At 50.6% G+C, this 18,773-nt stretch carries 16 protein-coding genes and 3 pseudogenes; 6 read left to right on the top strand and 13 right to left on the bottom strand.

The annotated features are described in order from the left end of the window. Positions 1-218: 218 nt before the first annotated feature. From C1192_RS09110 to C1192_RS09130, 5 genes and pseudogenes are all read left to right on the top strand, one after another. Positions 219-785 carry a fimbrial protein gene (locus C1192_RS09110; RefSeq protein ID WP_000472404.1) on the top strand — a complete coding sequence of 189 codons (567 nt, stop codon included), beginning with the start codon at positions 219-221 and terminating at the stop codon, positions 783-785. Positions 786-835: 50 nt separating this feature from the next. Then, positions 836-3,294, top strand: a pseudogene (locus C1192_RS09115) (fimbria/pilus outer membrane usher protein). Positions 3,295-3,308: 14 nt separating this feature from the next. Then, entirely contained in the window at positions 3,309-4,040 is a 732-nt protein-coding gene (locus C1192_RS09120; protein ID WP_038355812.1) for a fimbrial biogenesis chaperone, read from the top strand. Continuing rightward, positions 4,037-5,098, top strand: a complete 1,062-nt coding sequence (locus C1192_RS09125; protein ID WP_001272413.1) for a fimbrial protein — start codon at positions 4,037-4,039, stop codon at positions 5,096-5,098. The genes C1192_RS09120 and C1192_RS09125 overlap by 4 nt, the downstream gene beginning before the upstream one ends. A gap of 148 nt (positions 5,099-5,246) precedes the next feature. Continuing rightward, entirely contained in the window at positions 5,247-6,293 is a 1,047-nt protein-coding gene (locus C1192_RS09130) for an AbrB family transcriptional regulator (protein WP_038355813.1), read from the top strand. Here C1192_RS09130 and nei read toward each other — a convergent pair. Genes nei through ybgI form a run of 5 tightly spaced genes read right to left on the bottom strand, consistent with a single transcriptional unit; the run spans position 6,290 to position 10,189 of the window. Then, positions 6,290-7,081 carry an endonuclease VIII gene (gene nei / locus C1192_RS09135; protein ID WP_038355814.1) on the bottom strand — a complete coding sequence of 264 codons (792 nt, stop codon included), beginning with the start codon at positions 7,079-7,081 and terminating at the stop codon, positions 6,290-6,292. The genes C1192_RS09130 and nei overlap by 4 nt on opposite strands. 35 nt (positions 7,082-7,116) lie before the next feature. Beyond that, positions 7,117-7,851, bottom strand: coding sequence for a 5-oxoprolinase subunit PxpA (gene pxpA / locus C1192_RS09140; RefSeq protein WP_038355815.1), 735 nt, complete (start codon positions 7,849-7,851; stop codon positions 7,117-7,119). Further along, positions 7,841-8,773, bottom strand: a complete 933-nt coding sequence (pxpC, locus tag C1192_RS09145) for a 5-oxoprolinase subunit PxpC (protein ID WP_038355816.1) — start codon at positions 8,771-8,773, stop codon at positions 7,841-7,843. The genes pxpA and pxpC overlap by 11 nt, the downstream gene beginning before the upstream one ends. Continuing rightward, a complete protein-coding gene (gene pxpB, locus C1192_RS09150) occupies positions 8,767-9,423 on the bottom strand; it encodes a 5-oxoprolinase subunit PxpB (protein WP_001188383.1) in 657 nt (218 codons plus the stop codon). The genes pxpC and pxpB overlap by 7 nt, the downstream gene beginning before the upstream one ends. 22 nt (positions 9,424-9,445) lie before the next feature. After that, positions 9,446-10,189 carry a radiation resistance protein YbgI gene (ybgI, locus tag C1192_RS09155; protein WP_000798885.1) on the bottom strand — a complete coding sequence of 248 codons (744 nt, stop codon included), beginning with the start codon at positions 10,187-10,189 and terminating at the stop codon, positions 9,446-9,448. A gap of 270 nt (positions 10,190-10,459) precedes the next feature. On the opposite strand from ybgI, the gene dtpD reads away from it, so the two are divergent. Further along, the gene (gene dtpD, locus C1192_RS09160) at positions 10,460-11,941 is read left to right on the top strand and encodes a dipeptide permease DtpD (RefSeq protein ID WP_001032669.1); all 1,482 of its coding nucleotides are present in this window, start codon (positions 10,460-10,462) and stop codon (positions 11,939-11,941) included. Between the two features lie 175 nt (positions 11,942-12,116). Here dtpD and phrB read toward each other — a convergent pair whose 3' ends face one another. The 8 genes and pseudogenes from phrB to C1192_RS26085 form a co-directional block, all read right to left on the bottom strand. Further along, on the bottom strand, positions 12,117-13,535 hold the full coding sequence (gene phrB, locus C1192_RS09165) for a deoxyribodipyrimidine photo-lyase (protein ID WP_038355817.1): 1,419 nt from the start codon (positions 13,533-13,535) through the stop codon (positions 12,117-12,119). Beyond that, the gene (locus C1192_RS09170) at positions 13,532-14,041 is read right to left on the bottom strand and encodes a YbgA family protein (RefSeq protein ID WP_000350026.1); all 510 of its coding nucleotides are present in this window, start codon (positions 14,039-14,041) and stop codon (positions 13,532-13,534) included. The genes phrB and C1192_RS09170 overlap by 4 nt, the downstream gene beginning before the upstream one ends. 158 nt (positions 14,042-14,199) lie before the next feature. Beyond that, complete coding sequence (locus C1192_RS09175; protein WP_241482979.1) at positions 14,200-14,388, bottom strand: hypothetical protein; 189 nt, start codon at positions 14,386-14,388, stop codon at positions 14,200-14,202. 115 nt (positions 14,389-14,503) lie between these two features. Next, positions 14,504-16,075 (bottom strand): IS66-like element ISCro1 family transposase, encoded by a 1,572-nt coding sequence (locus C1192_RS09185; protein ID WP_103194767.1) that lies wholly within the window; start codon positions 16,073-16,075, stop codon positions 14,504-14,506. A gap of 19 nt (positions 16,076-16,094) precedes the next feature. Then, complete coding sequence (gene tnpB / locus C1192_RS09190; RefSeq protein WP_069906977.1) at positions 16,095-16,442, bottom strand: IS66 family insertion sequence element accessory protein TnpB; 348 nt, start codon at positions 16,440-16,442, stop codon at positions 16,095-16,097. Then, a complete protein-coding gene (gene tnpA / locus C1192_RS09195) occupies positions 16,442-17,119 on the bottom strand; it encodes an IS66-like element accessory protein TnpA (protein WP_001631765.1) in 678 nt (225 codons plus the stop codon). Before tnpA ends, tnpB begins: the two co-directional genes overlap by 1 nt. Positions 17,120-17,323: 204 nt before the next feature. After that, positions 17,324-18,459 (bottom strand): annotated as a pseudogene (locus C1192_RS09200) (ISAs1-like element ISEc1 family transposase). A 143-nt stretch (positions 18,460-18,602) separates the two neighbouring features. Then, a pseudogene (locus C1192_RS26085) lies at positions 18,603-18,769 on the bottom strand (hypothetical protein); the annotation flags it as partial. Between the last annotated feature and the right edge of the window lie 4 nt (positions 18,770-18,773).

The raw sequence follows: 18,773 nt of genomic DNA on the forward strand, positions 1-18,773 counted from the left end.
TACTTCCCCGCCGGTAGCATCATTAACCCAATGAAAATTATGCATATCCAAATGCGCCCTACCTTCATCACATAAAACAATAAATTTACATAATCAATTAATGGTCCTATTACATAACAAGATTTTTAATATTGTTAAATAAAACAAAACATATTCAATTGCCAGCTCAGATATTCTTGTCACGCAATACTCTATCTCTTTATTTAAAGGACTCAGTTATGTTTAAAGGACAAAAAACATTAGCTGCACTGGCTGTATCTCTGTTGTTCACAGCACCTGTTCATGCTGCTGATGAAGGTTCCGGTGAAATTCACTTTAAAGGTGAAGTTATTGAAGCACCGTGTGAAATCCATCAGGATGATATCGATAAAGAAGTTGAACTCGGCCAGGTGACCACCAGCCACATTAATCAGTCACATCACAGCGATGTCGTTGCTGTCGACCTACGCTTAGTCAATTGCGATCTGGAAAACTCTAATAACGGTTCCGGTGGCAAGATTTCTAAAGTCGCAGTCACCTTTGACAGCTCAGCGAAAACCACCGGTGCAGACCCGATACTCAACAATACCAGCACTGGAGAAGCCACCGGTGTCGGTGTGCGTTTAATGAATAAGGATCAAAGTAATATCATTTTAGGCACAGCTTCTCCGGACATCGACCTGGCACCGACGTCCAGCGAGCAAACGCTGAATTTCTTTGCCTGGATGGAACAAATTGATCAGGTTACACCAGTAACTCCAGGCGCAGTTACGGCTAACGCGACCTACGTGCTGGATTATAAATAACTATTATTTTGGCGGCGTCATCGCCGCCTTTCTTCAAATATTTATCAGGTATGGACACCGTGAATATTTATCGACTCTCTTTTGTATCCTGCCTGGTCATGGCGATGCCTTCCGCAGTGGCGGTCGAATTCAACCTGAATGTCCTCGATAAATCAATGCGCGACCGCATTGATATTTCATTATTAAAGAAAAAAGGTGTCATTGTTCCCGGTGAATATTTTGTTAGCATTGCAGCAAATAATAACCAAATCAGTAATGGGCAAAAAATTAACTGGCAAAAAAATGGTGACAAAACCATTCCGTGCATCAATGAATTACTGGTCGATAAATTTGGCTTAAAACCTGAAGTCCGTCAGTCGTTACCACTGATAAATCAGTGCGTCGATTTTAGCTCCCGACCTGAAATGCTCTTCAATTTTGATCAGGCCAATCAGCAACTGAATATCACTATTCCGCAAGCCTGGCTGGCGTGGCATTCAGAAAACTGGATGCCCCCCTCCACATGGAAAGAAGGTGTCGCCGGGATCCTGATGGATTACAACCTGTTTGCCAGCAGCTACCGCCCACAGGATGGCAGCAGCAGCACTAACCTGAACGCCTACGGAACAGTCGGAATTAACGCAGGGGCATGGCGCTTACGCAGTGATTACCAGTTGAATCAGACCGATAGCGATGATAACCATGAACAGTCAGGCGAAATATCACGCACTTATCTTTTTCGCCCATTACCGCAATTAGGTTCAAAATTAACCCTCGGTGAAACGGATTTCAGTTCCAATATTTTCGATGGCTTTTCTTATACCGGCGCGGCACTGGCGAGTGACGATCGGATGTTACCGTGGGAACTGCGCGGCTACGCCCCACAAATTAGCGGTATAGCACAAACCAATGCCACGGTGACTATCAGTCAATCAGGCCGCGTTATTTACCAGAAAAAAGTCCCGCCAGGCCCGTTTATCATTGATGACCTTAATCAGTCCGTCCAGGGTACGTTAGATGTTAAAGTGACAGAGGAAGATGGTCGTGTGAATAATTTCCAGGTGTCGGCAGCATCAACGCCCTTCCTGACGCGCCAGGGGCAGGCTCGCTATAAACTGGCCGCAGGCCAGCCACGACCCTCCATGTCACATCAAACTGAAAATGAAACCTTTTTTAGCAATGAAGTTTCCTGGGGGATGCTCTCAAATACCTCGCTGTACGGCGGCCTGCTGATTTCTGGTGATGACTACCATTCTGCCGCATTGGGTATCGGGCAAAATATGCTCTGGCTTGGCGCGCTGTCGTTTGATGTCACCTGGGCCAGTAGCCATTTTGACAACCAGCAGGACGAGCGGGGCTTAAGCTATCGCTTTAATTACAGCAAACAAGTAGATGCCACAAACAGCACGATTTCGCTCGCCGCTTATCGCTTCTCAGATCGTCATTTTCACAGCTACGCCAACTATCTGGATCACAAATACAACGACAACGATGCGCAAGATGAAAAACAGACAATCAGCTTATCCGTAGGCCAACCGATTATCCCGCTGAATCTCAACCTGTACGCCAACCTCTTACATCAGACCTGGTGGAACGCAGATGCCTCCACGACTGCCAACATCACGGCGGGCTTTAATGTTGATATTGGTGACTGGAAAGATATCTCAATCTCAACGTCGTTCAATACGACCCACTACGAAGACAAAGATCGCGACAACCAGATTTACTTGTCGATTTCATTACCCATTGGTAACGGTGGTCGAATCGGTTATGACATGCAAAACAGTAGCAGCAGCACCACACACCGCATGTCATTGAATGATACGCTGGATGAACGTAATAGCTGGGGCATGTCTGCAGGAATGCAATCCGATCGCCCGGATGATGGCGCACAGTTGAGCGGCAACTATCAACATCTGAGTTCGGCGGGCGAATGGGATCTTTCTGGCACCTATGCCGCCAATGATTACAGCTCTGTCAGCACTAGCTGGAGCGGTTCTTTCACCGCAACCCAATATGGTGCAGCGTTCCATCGCCGCAGCTCCACCAATGAACCACGGTTGATGATCAGCACCGATGGTGTGGCAGATATCCCGGTTCAGGGCCAACTCGATTATACCAATCATTTTGGTATCGCCGTGATACCGCTAATTTCCAGTTACCAGCCGTCCACCGTGGCAGTCAACATGAATGATTTACCTGACGGCGTGACGGTAGCAGAAAATGTCATCAAAGAAACGTGGATTGAAGGCGCGATTGGTTACAAACGCTGGCATCCCGTTCCGGTAAAGACGTTAACACCATCATTCGCACCGCCAACGGCCATTTCCCACCTCTCGGTGCCGATATCCGGCAGGATGACAGCGGTATCAGCGTGGGTATGGTTGGCGAAGAAGGTCATGCCTGGTTAAGCGGTGTTGCTGAAAATCAACAATTTACCGTGATCTGGGGTGACAAACAAAGTTGCATTATTCATCTACCAGAACGTCTGGAAGACACAACAAAACGCCTGATTTTACCTTGTCATTAATTAAGGAAAAGCGAATGACATTTATTAAAGGACTGCCACTGATTCTGTTAACCGTCAGCCTGGGTAGCTACGCTGCAGTGCAACCTGATCGCACACGCATTGTGTTTAACGCCAATGATAAAGCCACCAGCCTGCGAATAGAAAACCAGAGTGACAAACTGCCTTATCTTGCTTATTCCTGGATAGAAAATGAAAAAGGGGAGAAAAGCGACGATCTTCTGGTCGCCCTGCCACCGATTCAACGTCTGGAACCGAAAGCAACATCGCAAGTGCGGATTGTAAAACAAGCATCAACTCCAAAATTGCCCGGCGATCGCGAAACGCTGTTCTACTATAACATGCGCGAAATTCCTCCAGCCCCGGATAAAAGCAGCGATCATGCGGTACTTCAGATCGCTATCCAAAGTCGTATCAAATTGTTCTGGCGACCTGCAACGTTACGCAAGAAAACAGGTGAACATGTAGAGCTGCAGTTACAGGTTAGCCAACAGAGCAACCAACTGACACTGAAAAATCCTACCGCCTATTATCTGACTATCGCCTACCTGGGGCAAAATGAAAAAGGGGTACTCCCCGGTTTCAAAACCACTATGGTCGCACCTTTCGGCTCGGTAACCACTAATACGGGAAGCTATAACGGCAGTCAATTTTACCTCGGCTACATGGATGATTACGGCGCATTGCGAATGACCACCCTAGACTGTAACGGGCCGTGCCGTTTACAGCCAGTGGAGGCGAAGAAATGAGTGCTGGCAAAGGATTATTACTTGTTATTTGTCTGCTATTTCTGCCGCTGAGGTCTGCGCTGGCGCTGGACTGTTATTTTGGTGCATCGGGTGGTCAGGTAGAAAAATCAGAAAATATTCAGCCGTTTGCTGTACCGGGTAATGCCAAACCCGGCGATAAAATCTGGGAGTCTGATGATATTAGAATTCCCGTCTATTGCGACAACAATACTAACGGCAACTTTGAGAGTGAGCATGTTTTTGCTTGGGTAAACCCGTACCCAGGCGTGCAGGACCCCTATTATCAATTAGGCGTAACCTATGAAGGTGTGGACTATGACGCCAGTCTGGGGCAAAGCCGCATCGACACGAATCAGTGTATCGATAGTAAGAAAATTGATATTTACACCCCGGAACAGATCATTGCGATGGGCTGGCAAAACAAACTTTGCTCCGGTGAGCCGACAAATATTCATAAATCACGGACTTTTATTGCACGTATGCGACTTTACGTCAAAGTCCGCACCATGCCGCCTCATGATTATCAAAGTACTCTCAGCGACTACATCGTGGTGCAATTTGATGGCGCGGGCAGTGTTAACGAAGATCCCACCGCCAGAAACCTGAAATATCATATTATCGGTCTGGAAAACATTCGCGTGCTGGATTGCAGCGTGAATTTTTCTATTACCCCAGCCAATCAGGTGATTGATTTCGGTAAATTTAATGTGCTGGATATCCGGCGGCATAACATGACAAAAACGTTCGGTATTAAAACGACCAAATCACAAAATGATCAATGCACCGACGGATTTAAGGTTAGCTCCTCGTTTTATACAGAAGAAACGTTAGTTGAAGACGATAAAGCATTACTCATTGGCAACGGACTTAAGCTGCGGTTACTGGATGAAAACGACTCGCCCTACACCTTCAACAAATACAGCGAGTATGCCGATTTCACCAGCGACATGTTGATCTACGAAAAAAACTATACGGCTGAACTTTCGTCCACGCCAGGCACTCCCATCGAGGCTGGGCCATTCGACACGGTGGTGCTTTTTAAAATTAACTACAACTGATGAGACTAATGCCCTTTGCCAGTACAGGGCATCTTATTCAGATAATTGCTGATTTTCCCCTTTTCCTTGATTGCCGTTATTTTTTCCAGGTCCGGCTTTCTTTATGCTGTATCGATACACCAAAGATAAAATAACGAGGATACGAAGGATGCCAGTCTTGCAGTGGGGAATGTTATGTGTGTTGTCACTTCTCCTTTCTATTGGCTTCCTCGCGGTACATCTCCCGGCGGCGCTATTGCTCGGACCGATGCTCGCCGGGATCATCTTCAGTATGCGCGGAGTGACCCTGCAACTCCCCCGCTCCGCTTTTCTCGCCGCGCAAGCCATTCTTGGCTGCATGATTGCGCAAAACCTCACCGGTTCTATTCTCACCACTCTGGCCGTTAACTGGCCGATTGTGTTAACTATTTTGCTGGTAACGTTGCTTTCCAGCGCCATCGTGGGCTGGTTATTGGTGCGCTATAGCTCACTGCCCGGAAATACCGGTGCCTGGGGCTCCTCGCCTGGTGGTGCGGCGGCAATGGATGCTATGGCACAAGATTACGGCGCAGATATTCGCCTGGTGGCGTTTATGCAGTATCTGCGAGTTCTGTTTGTCGCGGGCGCGGCGGTTCTGGTAGCGCGAATGATGCTGGGCGATAACGCTGAAGCGATGAATCAGCAAATAGTCTGGTTCCCGCCCGTCAGCATAAATCTCCTGTTTACCGTCTTGCTCGCGGTCATTGCTGGCACGGCGGGATGCCTGTTGCGTCTTCCTTCCGGCACGATGCTCATCCCGATGCTGGCGGGTGCGGTGCTCCAGTCTGGCGAGTTCATCACGATTGAGTTACCGGAATGGCTGCTGGCGATAGCATATATGGCGATTGGCTGGCGGATTGGGCTGGGTTTCGATAAGCAAATCTTACTGCGGGCATTACACCCACTGCCGCAAATCCTGTTGTCGATTTTTGCACTGCTGGCTATTTGTGCCGGTATGGCGTGGGGGCTGACCCGGTTTATGCATATTGATTTTATGACCGCCTACCTCGCCACCAGCCCTGGCGGGCTTGATACGGTAGCGGTCATCGCCGCAGGGAGCAATGCCGATATGGCGCTCATCATGGCGATGCAAACCCTGCGCCTGTTCAGTATTTTGCTGACGGGACCAGCCATTGCGCGGTTTATTTCAACCTATGCGCCGAAACGTTCTGCCTAGTGCTGGCAGCCAGGGCACCAGTAAAACGGGCGCGAAGATAGCGTGGTTTTCTCAATGATGCTGCCACACCGTTCGCACTTCTCACCATCACGATGAAAAACCTTAAAGCTGAACAGCGCCCCGTGATGTTTATTCTCATCAACCTGACCACGCGTTTTGTACGAGAGGCGCGGGATATCCAGTAGCGCGTGCGACAGCGCATCCAGTTGTGTCGCGTTAAGTTCTTTCGCTTTATGATTTCCGGTCAACCCAACCTGCCAAAGGATCTCCACCCGCAGATAGTTGCCCAGCCCCGCCAGAAACGCCTGGTCGAGCAGTAATCCGGCGAACTGACGGTTACGAAAGCGCGGCGACAATAACCGTTCTTTCCCCCCTTCCGGCGTCAGATTCGGGTCGAGCACATCGGGGCCGACCCGTTGTAAGAACGGATGCGTAGTCAATTGTCCCGGCGTCAACATCTCAATATCCGAGGCGCTATAAAGCAGAATGGTTTTGTCGGCCGTTTGCAGTTTTACCCGCAACACCCGCGTGGTCTGCGGCTCTTCGCCGGTATCAACCACTCGCCAGACACCGTAGAGTTGGTTATGGCTATAAAGCGTTAACCCGCCGGAAAAATGGGTCAGCAACGCTTTTCCGCGCGTTTCCACATGGGTGACGTGTTGACCAATAAGTTGTGATTGATAAGTTTTTAACTGCGGGAAGGCAAACCAGACATCGGTCAGTGGTTTGCCTTTGATCGCCGCCTCCAGGTTATCCGCTGCACGGCGGATCTCCGGGCCTTCAGGCATGGTGATTTCCTTTTTTCGTTCTTTACTCAACGGGATTATGCTGTAACCATAATCCCTTTTTCGGCAAATGCAGATCGTAGCCGGCGGGCGAATGCCAGTGCATGCTCACCGTCGCCATGCAAACAGACTGTCTGTACTGTTACCGTCGCCCATTCGCCAGTGATACTCTTCACTCTGCCGTGTTGCACCATCTCCAGCGTTTGCCCCAACGCCTGTTCTTCATCTTCAATCAACGCGCCTGGCTGGCTTCGCGACACCAGCGAGCCGTCAGCCTGATATCCACGATCGGCAAACACTTCCTCACGCGTTGTCAGGCCATATCGCTTGCCTGCACGAATCAGTTCGCTTCCTGCCAGTCCAACGAGAATCAATGCCGGATCGCAAGCGTAAACCGCTCTGGCGATGGCGTCTGCCAGTTGTGCGTCTCTCGCCGCCTGGTTGTACAGCATGCCATGGGGTTTGACGTGACGCATCACACCACCTTCACCACGGGCAATCGCCGCCAGCGCGCCAATCTGATACAACGTCTGGGCGTAAACCGTTTCCGGCGGCAGTTGCATGGTGCTGCGTCCAAAGTTTTCCCTGTCGGGGAAACTCGGGTGCGCGCCAATCGCTACACTATTTTTTATTGCTTCACGCACGCAAGCCTGCATAGTTTGCGCGTCGCCTGCATGAAATCCACAGGCAATATTGACTGAGGAAACCAGCGTTAATAGCTCAGCGTCACTGGCGCAGCCTTCACCCAGATCGGCGTTCAGGTCAATTTTCATTGTGCAGCCGCCACGCTAATTGTTCGAAATAACGTTGCTGATCCTGCCGCGCTTTTAGTGCCTCTTCCAGTGAACACTGGACAAAATGAATCGGCTGTCCGAGTGGAATTTGCGCCAGATGGTACATATCGGCCTCAATGATACAGGCAATGCGCGGATAACCGCCGGTCGTCTGTGCATCATTCATCAACACAATCGGCTGACCGTTATGCGGCACCTGCACCACGCCCGGCAGCAAGCCGTGAGATAACAACTCGCGGGATGTATTACGCTTTAAGATTTGCCCCTGTAAGCGATAGCCCATCCGGTTACTTTGCGGGCTAAGCTGCCAGGGCGAACGCCAGAATGCATCCTGCGAGGCGCGATCGAACTCATGGTATTCCGGCCCCGGTAAGGCGCGAATCCGGTTACCCCACAGCAACTGTTTAACGCCTTGCGCTTCCATAAAATCACGCTTCGCTTTGCCGATGGGGAGTCGGCCTCCATCCTTCAGTAAGCGCCCTTCCAGCCCGCCAATCCCTACTTTGAGATCGGTACTGCATGATCCCATCACTGGCGGAACATCAATACCGCCCGCCACGGCCAGATAGCTGCGTACACCATGTTGTGGGCGTTTAAGCGTTAAACGCTGACCTGCTTTCATCGGCAAACGCCAGCCCGTCCAGACGGCGTTATCATCCAACCGAGCTTCGCAACCCGCGCCTGTCAGGGCAAACCAGCCGTCGCGTTCAAATTCAACCGTTAACTGACCGAGCGTGATTTCCAGTGCCGGAGCGTTAGCATCATTACCCACCAGCAGGTTAGCAATGCGCAGCGCAGGCAAATCCAGCGCTCCACAGTGGCTGATACCCGACTGGCGAAAGCCGTGACGACCGCCATCCTGAACAGTGGTGTACATCCCCGCGCGAATAATCTTCAGCATACTCCCTCCTTCTGCGGCACAAAGCGCACGCTGTCTCCAGGACGTAATAAGATAGGCTCGTCACGGGTCGGGTCAAACAAACTGAGCGAGGTATGACCAATCAACTGCCAACCGCCCGGCGTTGCCACCGGATAAACACCCGTTTGCGATCCACCGATCCCGACAGACCCCGCCGGAACAAGCAAGCGTGGTTCTGCGCGTCGTGGCGTGTTTAGTTGTTCCGGCAAACTCCCGAGATACGGGAAGCCCGGTTGAAAACCTAAAAACCAGACCACGTATTCCACGGAGGAGTGCAATTCAACAACCTGTTTTTCGCTCAACCCACAATGCGCCGCAACCACCGACAAATCCGGCCCGCCTGCGCCACCATAAACCACCGGGATTTCGATAAAGCGTGACTCTGGCTCCAGTGCCTCACTCTCCTCCCACCAGCGTTGCAAACGCTCTATAGCATCCAGCGCCAGCGACTCCGGATTACGTAAAATCACCGTGATATTGTTCATTCCGGGAATGGCTTCAACCACATTCGGCATATCCACCAGACGCTGGGCCAGTCGCCAGATACGTTTCTGGCTTGCCAACGTCACTGGCGGCTCCAGCTCCAGCACTACCGCCGTTTCGCCTAACAGATAACAACGCGCTCGTTGCACTTTCGATCCCTCTGATTATTCGTTATGCAGGATTAGGAATATCAATAAAGGTCACATCAAGATCGGTATTTTCATTCAACCACTCGCTTAACGCGCGAATACCACCGCGTTCAGTAGCATGGTGCCCCGCAGCATAAAAATGCAATCCCTGCTCGCGGGCAGAATGAATGGTTTGTTCAGAAACTTCGCCAGTAATAAAAGCATCCACGCCAAAACGCGCGGCGCTATCGATAAAACTTTGCCCGCCCCCCGTGCACCAGGCGACGCGCTGTACCACCTCCGGGCCGTTGTCGCCACACCACAACGGCTTGCGTCCCAGACGCGCTTCAATCCACGAGGCAAGTTCCAGCCCCGGCACCGGCATCGTCAGTTCACCCCACGGCACAAGTGGTTCGATCTCACCCATTACCGTAATCCCCAACAATGCCGCTAACTGCGCGTTATTGCCCAGTTCAGGATGCGCATCCAACGGCAGATGCCAGCCATACAGGTTGATGTCATTCGCCAGCAAGGTTTTCAAACGGTTACGCTTCATGCCGCGAATCACCGGCGATTCGCCTTTCCAGAAGTAGCCGTGATGCACGATCACCGCATCAGCCTCAAGACGCACAGCTTCATCGAGCAGCGCCTGGCTGGCGGTGACGCCGGTAACAATTTTTTGCACCGTCTCCTGGCCTTCCACTTGCAAGCCATTCGGCGCGTAATCACTTATCGCCGCGCTGTTCAGTTTCTCGTTAATCAGTTGTTCCAGTTCGGTGTTTTTCATCTTCGCGCCTTCTGTATTCTGATAGCTACACCGTTAACATAGCGTTACCTCGCCTGTTCGTCGATAGCCAATCTTTTGACATATTAAGAAACAAACACACCGCCAAAAGACGCAAATTGTTTATCTCGCCACGCCATAGTTCATGTATATTTATGCAAACAGACAGCATATTGCATAAATAATCAGATCTGTTTCAAGGTTTTAACTTTAAAGAAACACACGCACGCCACGCCACTATTACGTGGTGTCGCATCCAACCGCGGAATTATTATGAATAAACACGCATCACAGCCGCGCGCTATCTACTACGTTGTCGCGCTACAAATCTGGGAATATTTTAGCTTCTACGGCATGCGTGCCCTGCTGATTCTCTATCTCACCAACCAACTGAAATACAACGATACTCACGCTTACGCGTTATTCAGCGCCTACTGTTCGCTGGTGTATGTCACGCCGATCCTTGGCGGTTTCCTCGCGGATAAGGTTCTCGGCAACCGCATGGCAGTGATGTTGGGGGCGTTGTTGATGGCGATCGGGCATCTGGTGCTGGGTGCCAGCGAAATCCACCCGACATTCCTTTATCTCTCGCTGGCGATTATCGTCTGCGGCTATGGCCTGTTTAAATCTAACGTCAGTTGCCTGCTAGGTGAACTCTACGAGCCAACCGATCCACGTCGTGATGGCGGTTTCTCGCTGATGTATGCGGCGGGTAACGTGGGTTCTATTATCGCACCTATCGCCTGCGGTTATGCCCAGCAAGAGTACAGTTGGGCAATGGGCTTTGGCCTGGCTGCGGTTGGGATGATCGCCGGGCTGGTTATCTTCTTATGTGGCAATCGTCATTTCGCTCATACCCGCGGCGTTAACAAAGAGGTACTGTGTGCGAAAAACGTTCTCCTGCCAAACTGGGGATGGCTGCTGGTTCTGCTGGTCGCAACGCCTGCACTGATTACCGTATTGTTCTGGAAAGAGTGGTCGGTTTACGCCTTAATTGTCGCCACTATCATTGGTCTTGGCGTGCTGGCAAAAATTTATCGCAAAGCAGAAAACCAGAAACAGCGTAAAGAGCTGGGGCTGATTGTCACTCTTACCTTCTTCAGCATGTTGTTCTGGGCCTTTGCACAGCAGGGCGGCAGTTCAATCAGCCTTTATATCGACCGTTTCGTTAACCGCGATATTTTTGGTTACACCGTTCCGACCGCCATGTTCCAGTCGATTAATGCCTTTGCCGTGATGCTGTGCGGTGTGTTCCTGGCGTGGGTCGTAAAAGAGAGTGTCGCGGGTAATCGTACCGTGCGCATCTGGGGGAAATTTGCACTTGGCCTCGGCCTGATGAGTGCCGGATTCTGCATTCTGGCCTTAAGTGCCCGCTGGTCAGCAATGTATGGTCACTCTTCTCTGCCACTGATGGTGCTGGGGCTGGCGGTGATGGGCTTTGCCGAACTGTTTATCGACCCGGTTGCCATGTCGCAAATTACACGCATTGAAATCCCCGGCGTGACCGGTGTATTAACCGGCATTTATATGCTGCTTTCTGGTGCGATTGCCAACTATCTGGCGGGGGTCATTGCCGATCAGACATCGCAAGCTTCGTTTGATGCTTCTGGGGCGATCAACTACTCCATCAATGCATATATTGAAGTGTTCGATCAAATCACCTGGGGTGCGCTGGCTTGTGTAGGGCTGGTACTGATGATTTGGCTGTACCAGGCGCTTAAGTTCAGAAACCGTGCGCTGGCGCTGGAGTCTTAATAAGTCAACACCGATGCCTGATGCGACGCTGATGCGTCTTATCAGGCCTGGATTCCCCTGCAATATATTGATTTTGCACTATTTAGTAGGCCGGATAAGGCGTTCACGCCGCATCCGGCATCCGGCATCCGGCATCCGGCATCCGGCATCCGGGCACGATTGCCTGACGCGTCTGTTATTTCCACTTCCTCGCAGCCTCATACACTGCCAACGTTCGTACTCTCGCTTCTTTGTGATCAACAATCGGTTGCGGATAATCCAGCCTCACGCCTGCTTTCTCCGCCCATTTCCACGGCTCATGCACCAATTTCCCCGGCACATCGCGCAGTTCCGGTAACCACTGGCGGATAAACTCACCTTCGCGGTCAAATTTCTCGCCCTGAGTTGTCGGGTTAAAGATACGGAAATACGGCGCGGCATCAGTTCCGGTAGAAGCCGCCCATTGCCAGCCGCCGTTATTGGCAGCCAAATCACCATCAATCAGTTGCGACATAAAATATCGCTCGCCTTCGCGCCAGTCGATCAACAAATCTTTCACCAGAAAACTGGCAGTAATCATCCGCAGACGGTTATGCATCCAGCCAGTGCCATTAAGCTGGCGCATGGCAGCATCAACAATCGGATAGCCGGTCTTGCCTTCCTGCCAGGCCTTTAAATGCGCGGGGTTACTCTGCCACTGGACGCGATCGGCCCAGGCAATAAACGGGCGATGTTTACACAGCGAGGGGTGATACGTCATCAGATGGCGGTAGAACTCGCGCCAGATCAGCTCATTAAGCCAGATGCTACCCGCCCCGCCCTCCAGCGCCTGCGGTTGCTCTGCCAGCAGGCGATGCAAACACTGACGAGGCGATAATCCTCCCGTGGCCAGGCTGGCGGACAAACGGCTGGTGCCTTCCACTGCCGGAAAATTTCTTTGTTGCTCATACTCTCCGGCACCGCTCTGGCAAAACTGGCGTAATTGTGCAATCGCCGTTTTTTCTTCCACCGGAAAATGCGCTGTGTCGAAAGACTGACGGGGATAATTCAGCGTAATGGATGACGGGGGCGCTATCGATCCGCTACTACGAACTTTTGGTGCAGCGACGCACTCCGGTATCCCTTCCCGCAGCCGTCTCAGCCAGGCATTTTTAAACGGAGTAAAAACTTTGTACATCTCATGATTGCCGGTCATCACCGCGCCCGGTGGCAGGATCACGCTGCCGTCAAATCCTTCACACACCACGTTATGCAACGTTTTCTCAACCAGGGCATCCCGCGCTCGCTCGTTCACCTCGTACTGATAGTTATAAAACAGATGGGTTACGCGGTTTTCCTCACACACCTGTTTAACCATTTCAACGCTGGCGGCAAAATCATCCACTTCATGAAACAACAAGGGAATGCCTTTTTCCGCCAGCATGATTTGCAGTGTATTAAGTTGAGCATTGATAAATTCAGCCTGACGCGGCGACATATTATGCGTCGCCCACTGACGAGGTGTAGCAATATACAGCGCCAGCACGCGTGCAGACGGATTGCGACAGGCAGCCGCCAGCGCCAGATTATCGTGCAGACGTAAATCCTGGCGGAACCAGACCAGATGGGTGGTCATAAAACTCCTGCATAGCGCAAGTTAAAAATACGCGGCCAAAGTTCGAAATAACGCTGCCCTGAAAGCCAGGCGTTAGGATAAAGCGCCATATAGTGTTTGATACGCATCAGCGGCGCAAGAAGAGGCTGCTCGCCACGGCGATAACTGTCGATAAGCGCAGCCAGTTGCTGGCGTTCTGTAGAATCAAGGTACGGGCGAAAATAACCCTGAACGTGCATCAAAACGTTGGTGTGATCGCGCGGGTTGGCGGGGTGAGAAAGCAAAACAATTACGCGTTGGCGATATTCGTTGTAATAGTCATCCAGATTTTGCCACCGGTGAATATCAGCCACAAACGGGCCAAGTTTGCGGTACTCAGGCTGGGAATGAGCCAGAAAGACGAGTTTATAGCGGCTGTGATAATCGAGAAGCGCCCCGCGCGTTAAGCCTCGCTCTTTGAGATTGTGTAACGCATGCAAAGCAAAAATGCGGATAAGGGGGCTGTCATCTAATAGTTGGTGATCCATTACTGCTCCTGAACGGTTTACAGGAGTAAGTGTAGACGATGGGAAATGAGATTTGTGGAGTTAATCCTGTTGTAGGAATGTGTGATGGGGCGTTTAGTGTGCTAAACGAGAATTAAATAATAAAAAGCCGGGAAGATTTAATTTTCCTCCCAGCTTTTTTAAAGTTTATTTATAGCTTGGTTAATTTCAAATAATAATGAGACAATATCTTTCGCAGAGCCATTATAAATGGGAATATCCCAATCAAAATCCTTTATTAAACAAATATAAAACTTCCCATTTATATCAAAAGATGGTCGCCACCCAACATCCAAAAGATACCCACCTGGATATTCAACCTGGAGCATATCTTCCTTAAGTTCATCTCGCTGTTCATTAAGAGGGATGCTTTGCTTCAGGGAAAAGTCATTAAAAACAACATTCCCTTTTTTTGTAAGCGGCTCGTCAGAACCGTATTGATATTTACTGAGAGCTCAGATCAACTTTCCAGGGCAACAGATCGCGTACCCGGTTTGCCGGCCAGTCCTGGATATGTTCAATGACGTAACGCAGCCACTTTTCTGGCTCCACATTGTTCAGACGGCATGTGCCGATCAGCGAGTACAACACCGCCGCATGTTCACCACCGCTGTCGGAACCCGCGAACATCCAGTTTTTCCGGCCTACGGCCACTCCCCGTAAGGCGTTCTCTGCGATGTTGTTGTCGATTTCCACCCAGCCATTACTGCAGTACACGTTCAGTGCATCCCACTGTTTCAGCAGGTATGCGAACGCTTTTGCCGTATCTGAGTGACGCGACAGTGTTTTCATCTGTTGCTGTATCCAGTCATACAGTGACTGCATCAGTGGCGCGGCTCTGGCTTTTCTTGCCGCCAGACGCTGTTCTGCTGAACAGCCCCGGACCTCTGCCTCGATAGCATACAGTTCACCGATACGCTGCAGGGCTTCCGTGGTGATGTCGGTGGGCGCTCTTGCATGCACATCGTGGATTTTTCTCCGGGCATGAGCCATACACGCGGCTTCCGTTATTCTGCCGGATTCGTATAACACCCGGTAACCACCGTAAGCATCGGCCTGAAGCACACCGCTGTAACCGGCCAGGTGATTTTGTGGATGGATACCTTTCCGGTCCGGACTGTACGCGAACCAGACCGCCGGGGGCATCTGTGAACCGGCGTTGCGGTCATCACGGACGTAGACCCACAGCCGGGCTGTCCGGGTTTTACCGCTGCCCGGCTCCTGGACCGGGACGGGGATATCATCGGCATGGACTTTACCGGGCATCAGCACATACTGGCGCAGGACGTCATACAGCGGCTCCAGCAGTTCAGCAACGGCACCGGTCCAGCGCCCCAGTGTGGCACGGCTCAGCTCCACTCCCTGACGACGGTATATTTCTGACTGGCGGTATAACGGCAGATGGTCTGCATATTTCCCGGTGACAACATGGGCCAGAAGCCCCGCTCCGGCATAACTGCGTGCAATGGGTTTTGAAGGTACTGGTGCCTGCACGATATGGTCGCACCGGCAACAGGCCAGTTTCGGACGTTGTGTTTCGATAACCTTAAAGGCGCTGCTGATAAGCTCCAGTTGCTCTGACACATCACATCCCAGAGAACTGAGTTCACCACCACAGGCAGGACAGCATTCCTCTTCCGGCCGGATAACCCGGGTTTCACGGGGAAGTGAGGCCGGTAACGGTTTACGGGCTGAAGACTGGCGCAGGGCGGATGGCAGTACCGGGTCATATTGCTCACCCAGCGTTTCCGCCATTTCTTCCTGAAGTGCGCTGATTCGCTCCTGAGCTTCCTGTATCTGCCGTTCGGTTTTTGCACGAAGTTTTTCTGAGCTTTTACCGAACTGCATACGTTGCAGTTTCGCAACCAGCGCCTTCAGCCGGTTGATTTCGGAAGCATAAGCCGCCACCCGCTGTGAGAGCAGGCGGTTGTATTCAGCCATCTGGCGGATGGTGTCCTGTTGCGTCTGCAACAGTGCCCGCAGGCGGGCGTTCTCATGAGCAAGTGAGGTGTCCATATCCTCACTTTACAACGGGTTATATGCGGATTCCAGCGCGTTCCGTTCGTTTCGGGTGCTTCCAGTTGATACCTTCAGGAAGCATGGATAACTGAGCCGGAGTAAGGTGCACCTTGCCGTCACGGGTGACTGGCCAGACGAAGCGGCCCCGCTCCAGGCGTTTGGTGAAGAGGCACAGTCCGTCACTGTCAGCCCACAACACTTTTATCTGGTCACCCCGGCGTCCGCGGAAGATGAACAGGTGTCCGGAGAACGGGTCATCCTTCAGGACGTTCTGAACTTTTGATGCCAGGCCGTTAAAGCCATTCCGCATGTCGGTGATACCGGCAACCAGCCAGATACGCGAACCGGCAGGGAGAGATATCATCAGTGGCTGCTCCCTTTTATTTCGCGGATAAGTGTCTGTAATAACGCCGGCGTCAGTTTACCTTTAAGCCTGAGAGTTCCGGCCGGCAGAACCAGCTCACAACACAGACTGTCGGACGGTGTATTTATCTGCTCTGGTTCCTGTGCGGGGGCCGGGATTTTATTATCCGGCTCCGGCGTTAACGTCACGGGAAGCAGTGCCGGCATATTTTTTCCGGAAGGCAGCAGGCCACCTTTCCGGTATTGATGGCGCCAGTTGAAGAGCAGGTTATCGTTGATTCCGTTTTCCCGGGCGATCTGCGCCACACAGGCTCCGGGCTGCAGTGACTGCTCCACTAAGGCGATTTTAAACTCATAAGGGAAGTTGGGCCGCCGGGGACGTTTTTTTACCACGGGGGCTTCGGATATAACGGTGCTTTCAGGACGTACGACTGGTACCGTGGAAAATTGTCCGTAAAGGCAGGCATCAAGTTCCTGCTCCGACATGCCTGCGGGCAAAGGCCACGAAAGGCCAGCTCTCCGAAAGCGCACGAACATACTACAAACTGTTGATTTTGTTACACCCAGGCGACGCCCGGCCACAACCCGGGGTAAATGTTCTTCAAAGTGAAGACGTAAAGCTTCAGTGATCCAGGTCCGGTGTTTCATACGATAGTGTCCATTAAAAATGATGGACATTATTTTTGTAGAGCCGGAGGAAACAGACCAGACGGTTTAAATGAGCCGGTTACCTTTTTTTCCTAAGAAATCAATGTTCATGGTGTTGTTAGCCTTCGGAATTCATCGAGTGATATGGGATGCCCATGTATTTTCCCATCGCTAAGTTCAACTCGAACCCATTGAGATTCTTTACCCTCACTGGCCCCAATAACCAGGGCAAAATTACGAAAGTCCGCTCCCCGCAAGGACTGACGCCAGATAGTTTCTGTCCATGGCTGCTTTTCTCATCTTACGTCTTAACCCTGCCTTGAATACCTTATCATTCGTCAAAATATTAATAGCGATGTGCCGTATCCCTGAAAATAATTCTGCTGCATTTCCTCTTCTTATTTTGCAGTCGTCTTCATTCATTACCACGTCCAGACGCCAGTGCAGCTTATTCTCCACGTGCCAGTGATTTCGGATCGCTGTGGCGAACTTCTCTGCGGTTAAATCAGCAGAACTGATATAATATCTGACCGTCATTTCTGGCTCTTTCTTTTGTTCTGCTATTATTGACCGAAAGGAGACTGCCACGCATAATTTCTTCAGCTCTTTCCATTCAAACGTGAAATCAATAAGTTCATCAGGGACATCGCAAACAATGTGAAGACGGAGTTCTTCTCTGCCGTGACTCTTTTCACTAATTGCGTAACTGTCATGCTCTGGATTATTTAATTCTTTCAGTGGAAATTTTTCCTCAAAGGCTTTATTAAGCCGCCCCTGATTTCCTTTTACAGCGAATAAATAATCACCTCCCTGTTTTTGTATCTTCTCTGCAATATCTTTCTGGCACCCCATCGCATCAGTTGTGATAATTTTTCTTTTAATATCCAACATGTTAAGAAGTTCAGGAATAGCTGTGATCTCATTGGATTTCTCATCCGTCTTGATCTGTCCGATGACCAGACTGTGCATTGTTGAGAACGCACTAATGACATGAATCGCTCCCTTGCAGCGACTCTTGTCATAAGAGTGCCGGAGCGTTTTTCCATCAATTGCGATGACGTCTTTATCATCTGAAGAATGGCAGTCACGCATCCAGTTAATAAAGCACTCATGAAATTTTGCAGGACTGATACAGGATACAACTCTGGCAATAGTATCGTGAACAGGAATACCATTTTCAAAATCACCATATTGCTTCAAAAAATCGAGATGCGTTTCCCGAAATCCTCTATATCTTCCCAACCTTCTGCACCAGAAATAACGGCACAAATAGTCAACAGTAGAATATCAGACAATTTATGTTCCACTTTCCAGGTTTGTCTGTAATCCGGGATAATAGAAATATGTTCCATCAATTTTTTAAGTTCCATTTTGTTTTCCTTAATTATGTAAGGAGTATTTGATCATGTATAAGCAATGAAAAACAGCTTTAGGTAATAAGGAATATCTCAATTATTGAACATTTAGTGCGAATTGTTTAGTACAAAAAAACAGCGTTACGTGATCTTTCCCTGCTGATGACCCGCGTTAACTGACCTGTGCGTTCCACTCCAGTTGCTGTTCTCGCCGCTCTGTCAGTTCACCCCATTCGTTATAGCGGTAACGGTCACGCCCGTAGCCCGGCAGGCGGTTGTCTATCACCGCTCCCTGATATTCATCCGTCAGCAGGTCTCCGGCTTTTGAA

It is taken from the genome of Escherichia marmotae (assembly GCF_002900365.1).
GTDB classification, from domain to species: domain Bacteria; phylum Pseudomonadota; class Gammaproteobacteria; order Enterobacterales; family Enterobacteriaceae; genus Escherichia; species Escherichia marmotae.

What these genes read in the sequence shown, in the direction of transcription:
- C1192_RS09110 (WP_000472404.1), top strand. Translation starts at nt 219, where the DNA reads ATGTTTAAAGGACAAAAAACATTAGCTGCACTGGCTGTATCTCTGTTG.
- C1192_RS09120 (WP_038355812.1), top strand. Translation starts at nt 3,309, where the DNA reads ATGACATTTATTAAAGGACTGCCACTGATTCTGTTAACCGTCAGCCTG.
- C1192_RS09125 (WP_001272413.1), top strand. Translation starts at nt 4,037, where the DNA reads ATGAGTGCTGGCAAAGGATTATTACTTGTTATTTGTCTGCTATTTCTG.
- C1192_RS09130 (WP_038355813.1), top strand. Translation starts at nt 5,247, where the DNA reads ATGCCAGTCTTGCAGTGGGGAATGTTATGTGTGTTGTCACTTCTCCTT.
- nei (WP_038355814.1), bottom strand. Translation starts at nt 7,081, where the DNA reads ATGCCTGAAGGCCCGGAGATCCGCCGTGCAGCGGATAACCTGGAGGCG.
- pxpA (WP_038355815.1), bottom strand. Translation starts at nt 7,851, where the DNA reads ATGAAAATTGACCTGAACGCCGATCTGGGTGAAGGCTGCGCCAGTGAC.
- pxpC (WP_038355816.1), bottom strand. Translation starts at nt 8,773, where the DNA reads ATGCTGAAGATTATTCGCGCGGGGATGTACACCACTGTTCAGGATGGC.
- ybgI (WP_000798885.1), bottom strand. Translation starts at nt 10,189, where the DNA reads ATGAAAAACACCGAACTGGAACAACTGATTAACGAGAAACTGAACAGC.
- dtpD (WP_001032669.1), top strand. Translation starts at nt 10,460, where the DNA reads ATGAATAAACACGCATCACAGCCGCGCGCTATCTACTACGTTGTCGCG.
- phrB (WP_038355817.1), bottom strand. Translation starts at nt 13,535, where the DNA reads ATGACCACCCATCTGGTCTGGTTCCGCCAGGATTTACGTCTGCACGAT.
- C1192_RS09170 (WP_000350026.1), bottom strand. Translation starts at nt 14,041, where the DNA reads ATGGATCACCAACTATTAGATGACAGCCCCCTTATCCGCATTTTTGCT.
- C1192_RS09175 (WP_241482979.1), bottom strand. Translation starts at nt 14,388, where the DNA reads ATGCTCCAGGTTGAATATCCAGGTGGGTATCTTTTGGATGTTGGGTGG.
- C1192_RS09185 (WP_103194767.1), bottom strand. Translation starts at nt 16,075, where the DNA reads ATGGACACCTCACTTGCTCATGAGAACGCCCGCCTGCGGGCACTGTTG.
- tnpB (WP_069906977.1), bottom strand. Translation starts at nt 16,442, where the DNA reads ATGATATCTCTCCCTGCCGGTTCGCGTATCTGGCTGGTTGCCGGTATC.
- tnpA (WP_001631765.1), bottom strand. Translation starts at nt 17,119, where the DNA reads ATGTCCATCATTTTTAATGGACACTATCGTATGAAACACCGGACCTGG.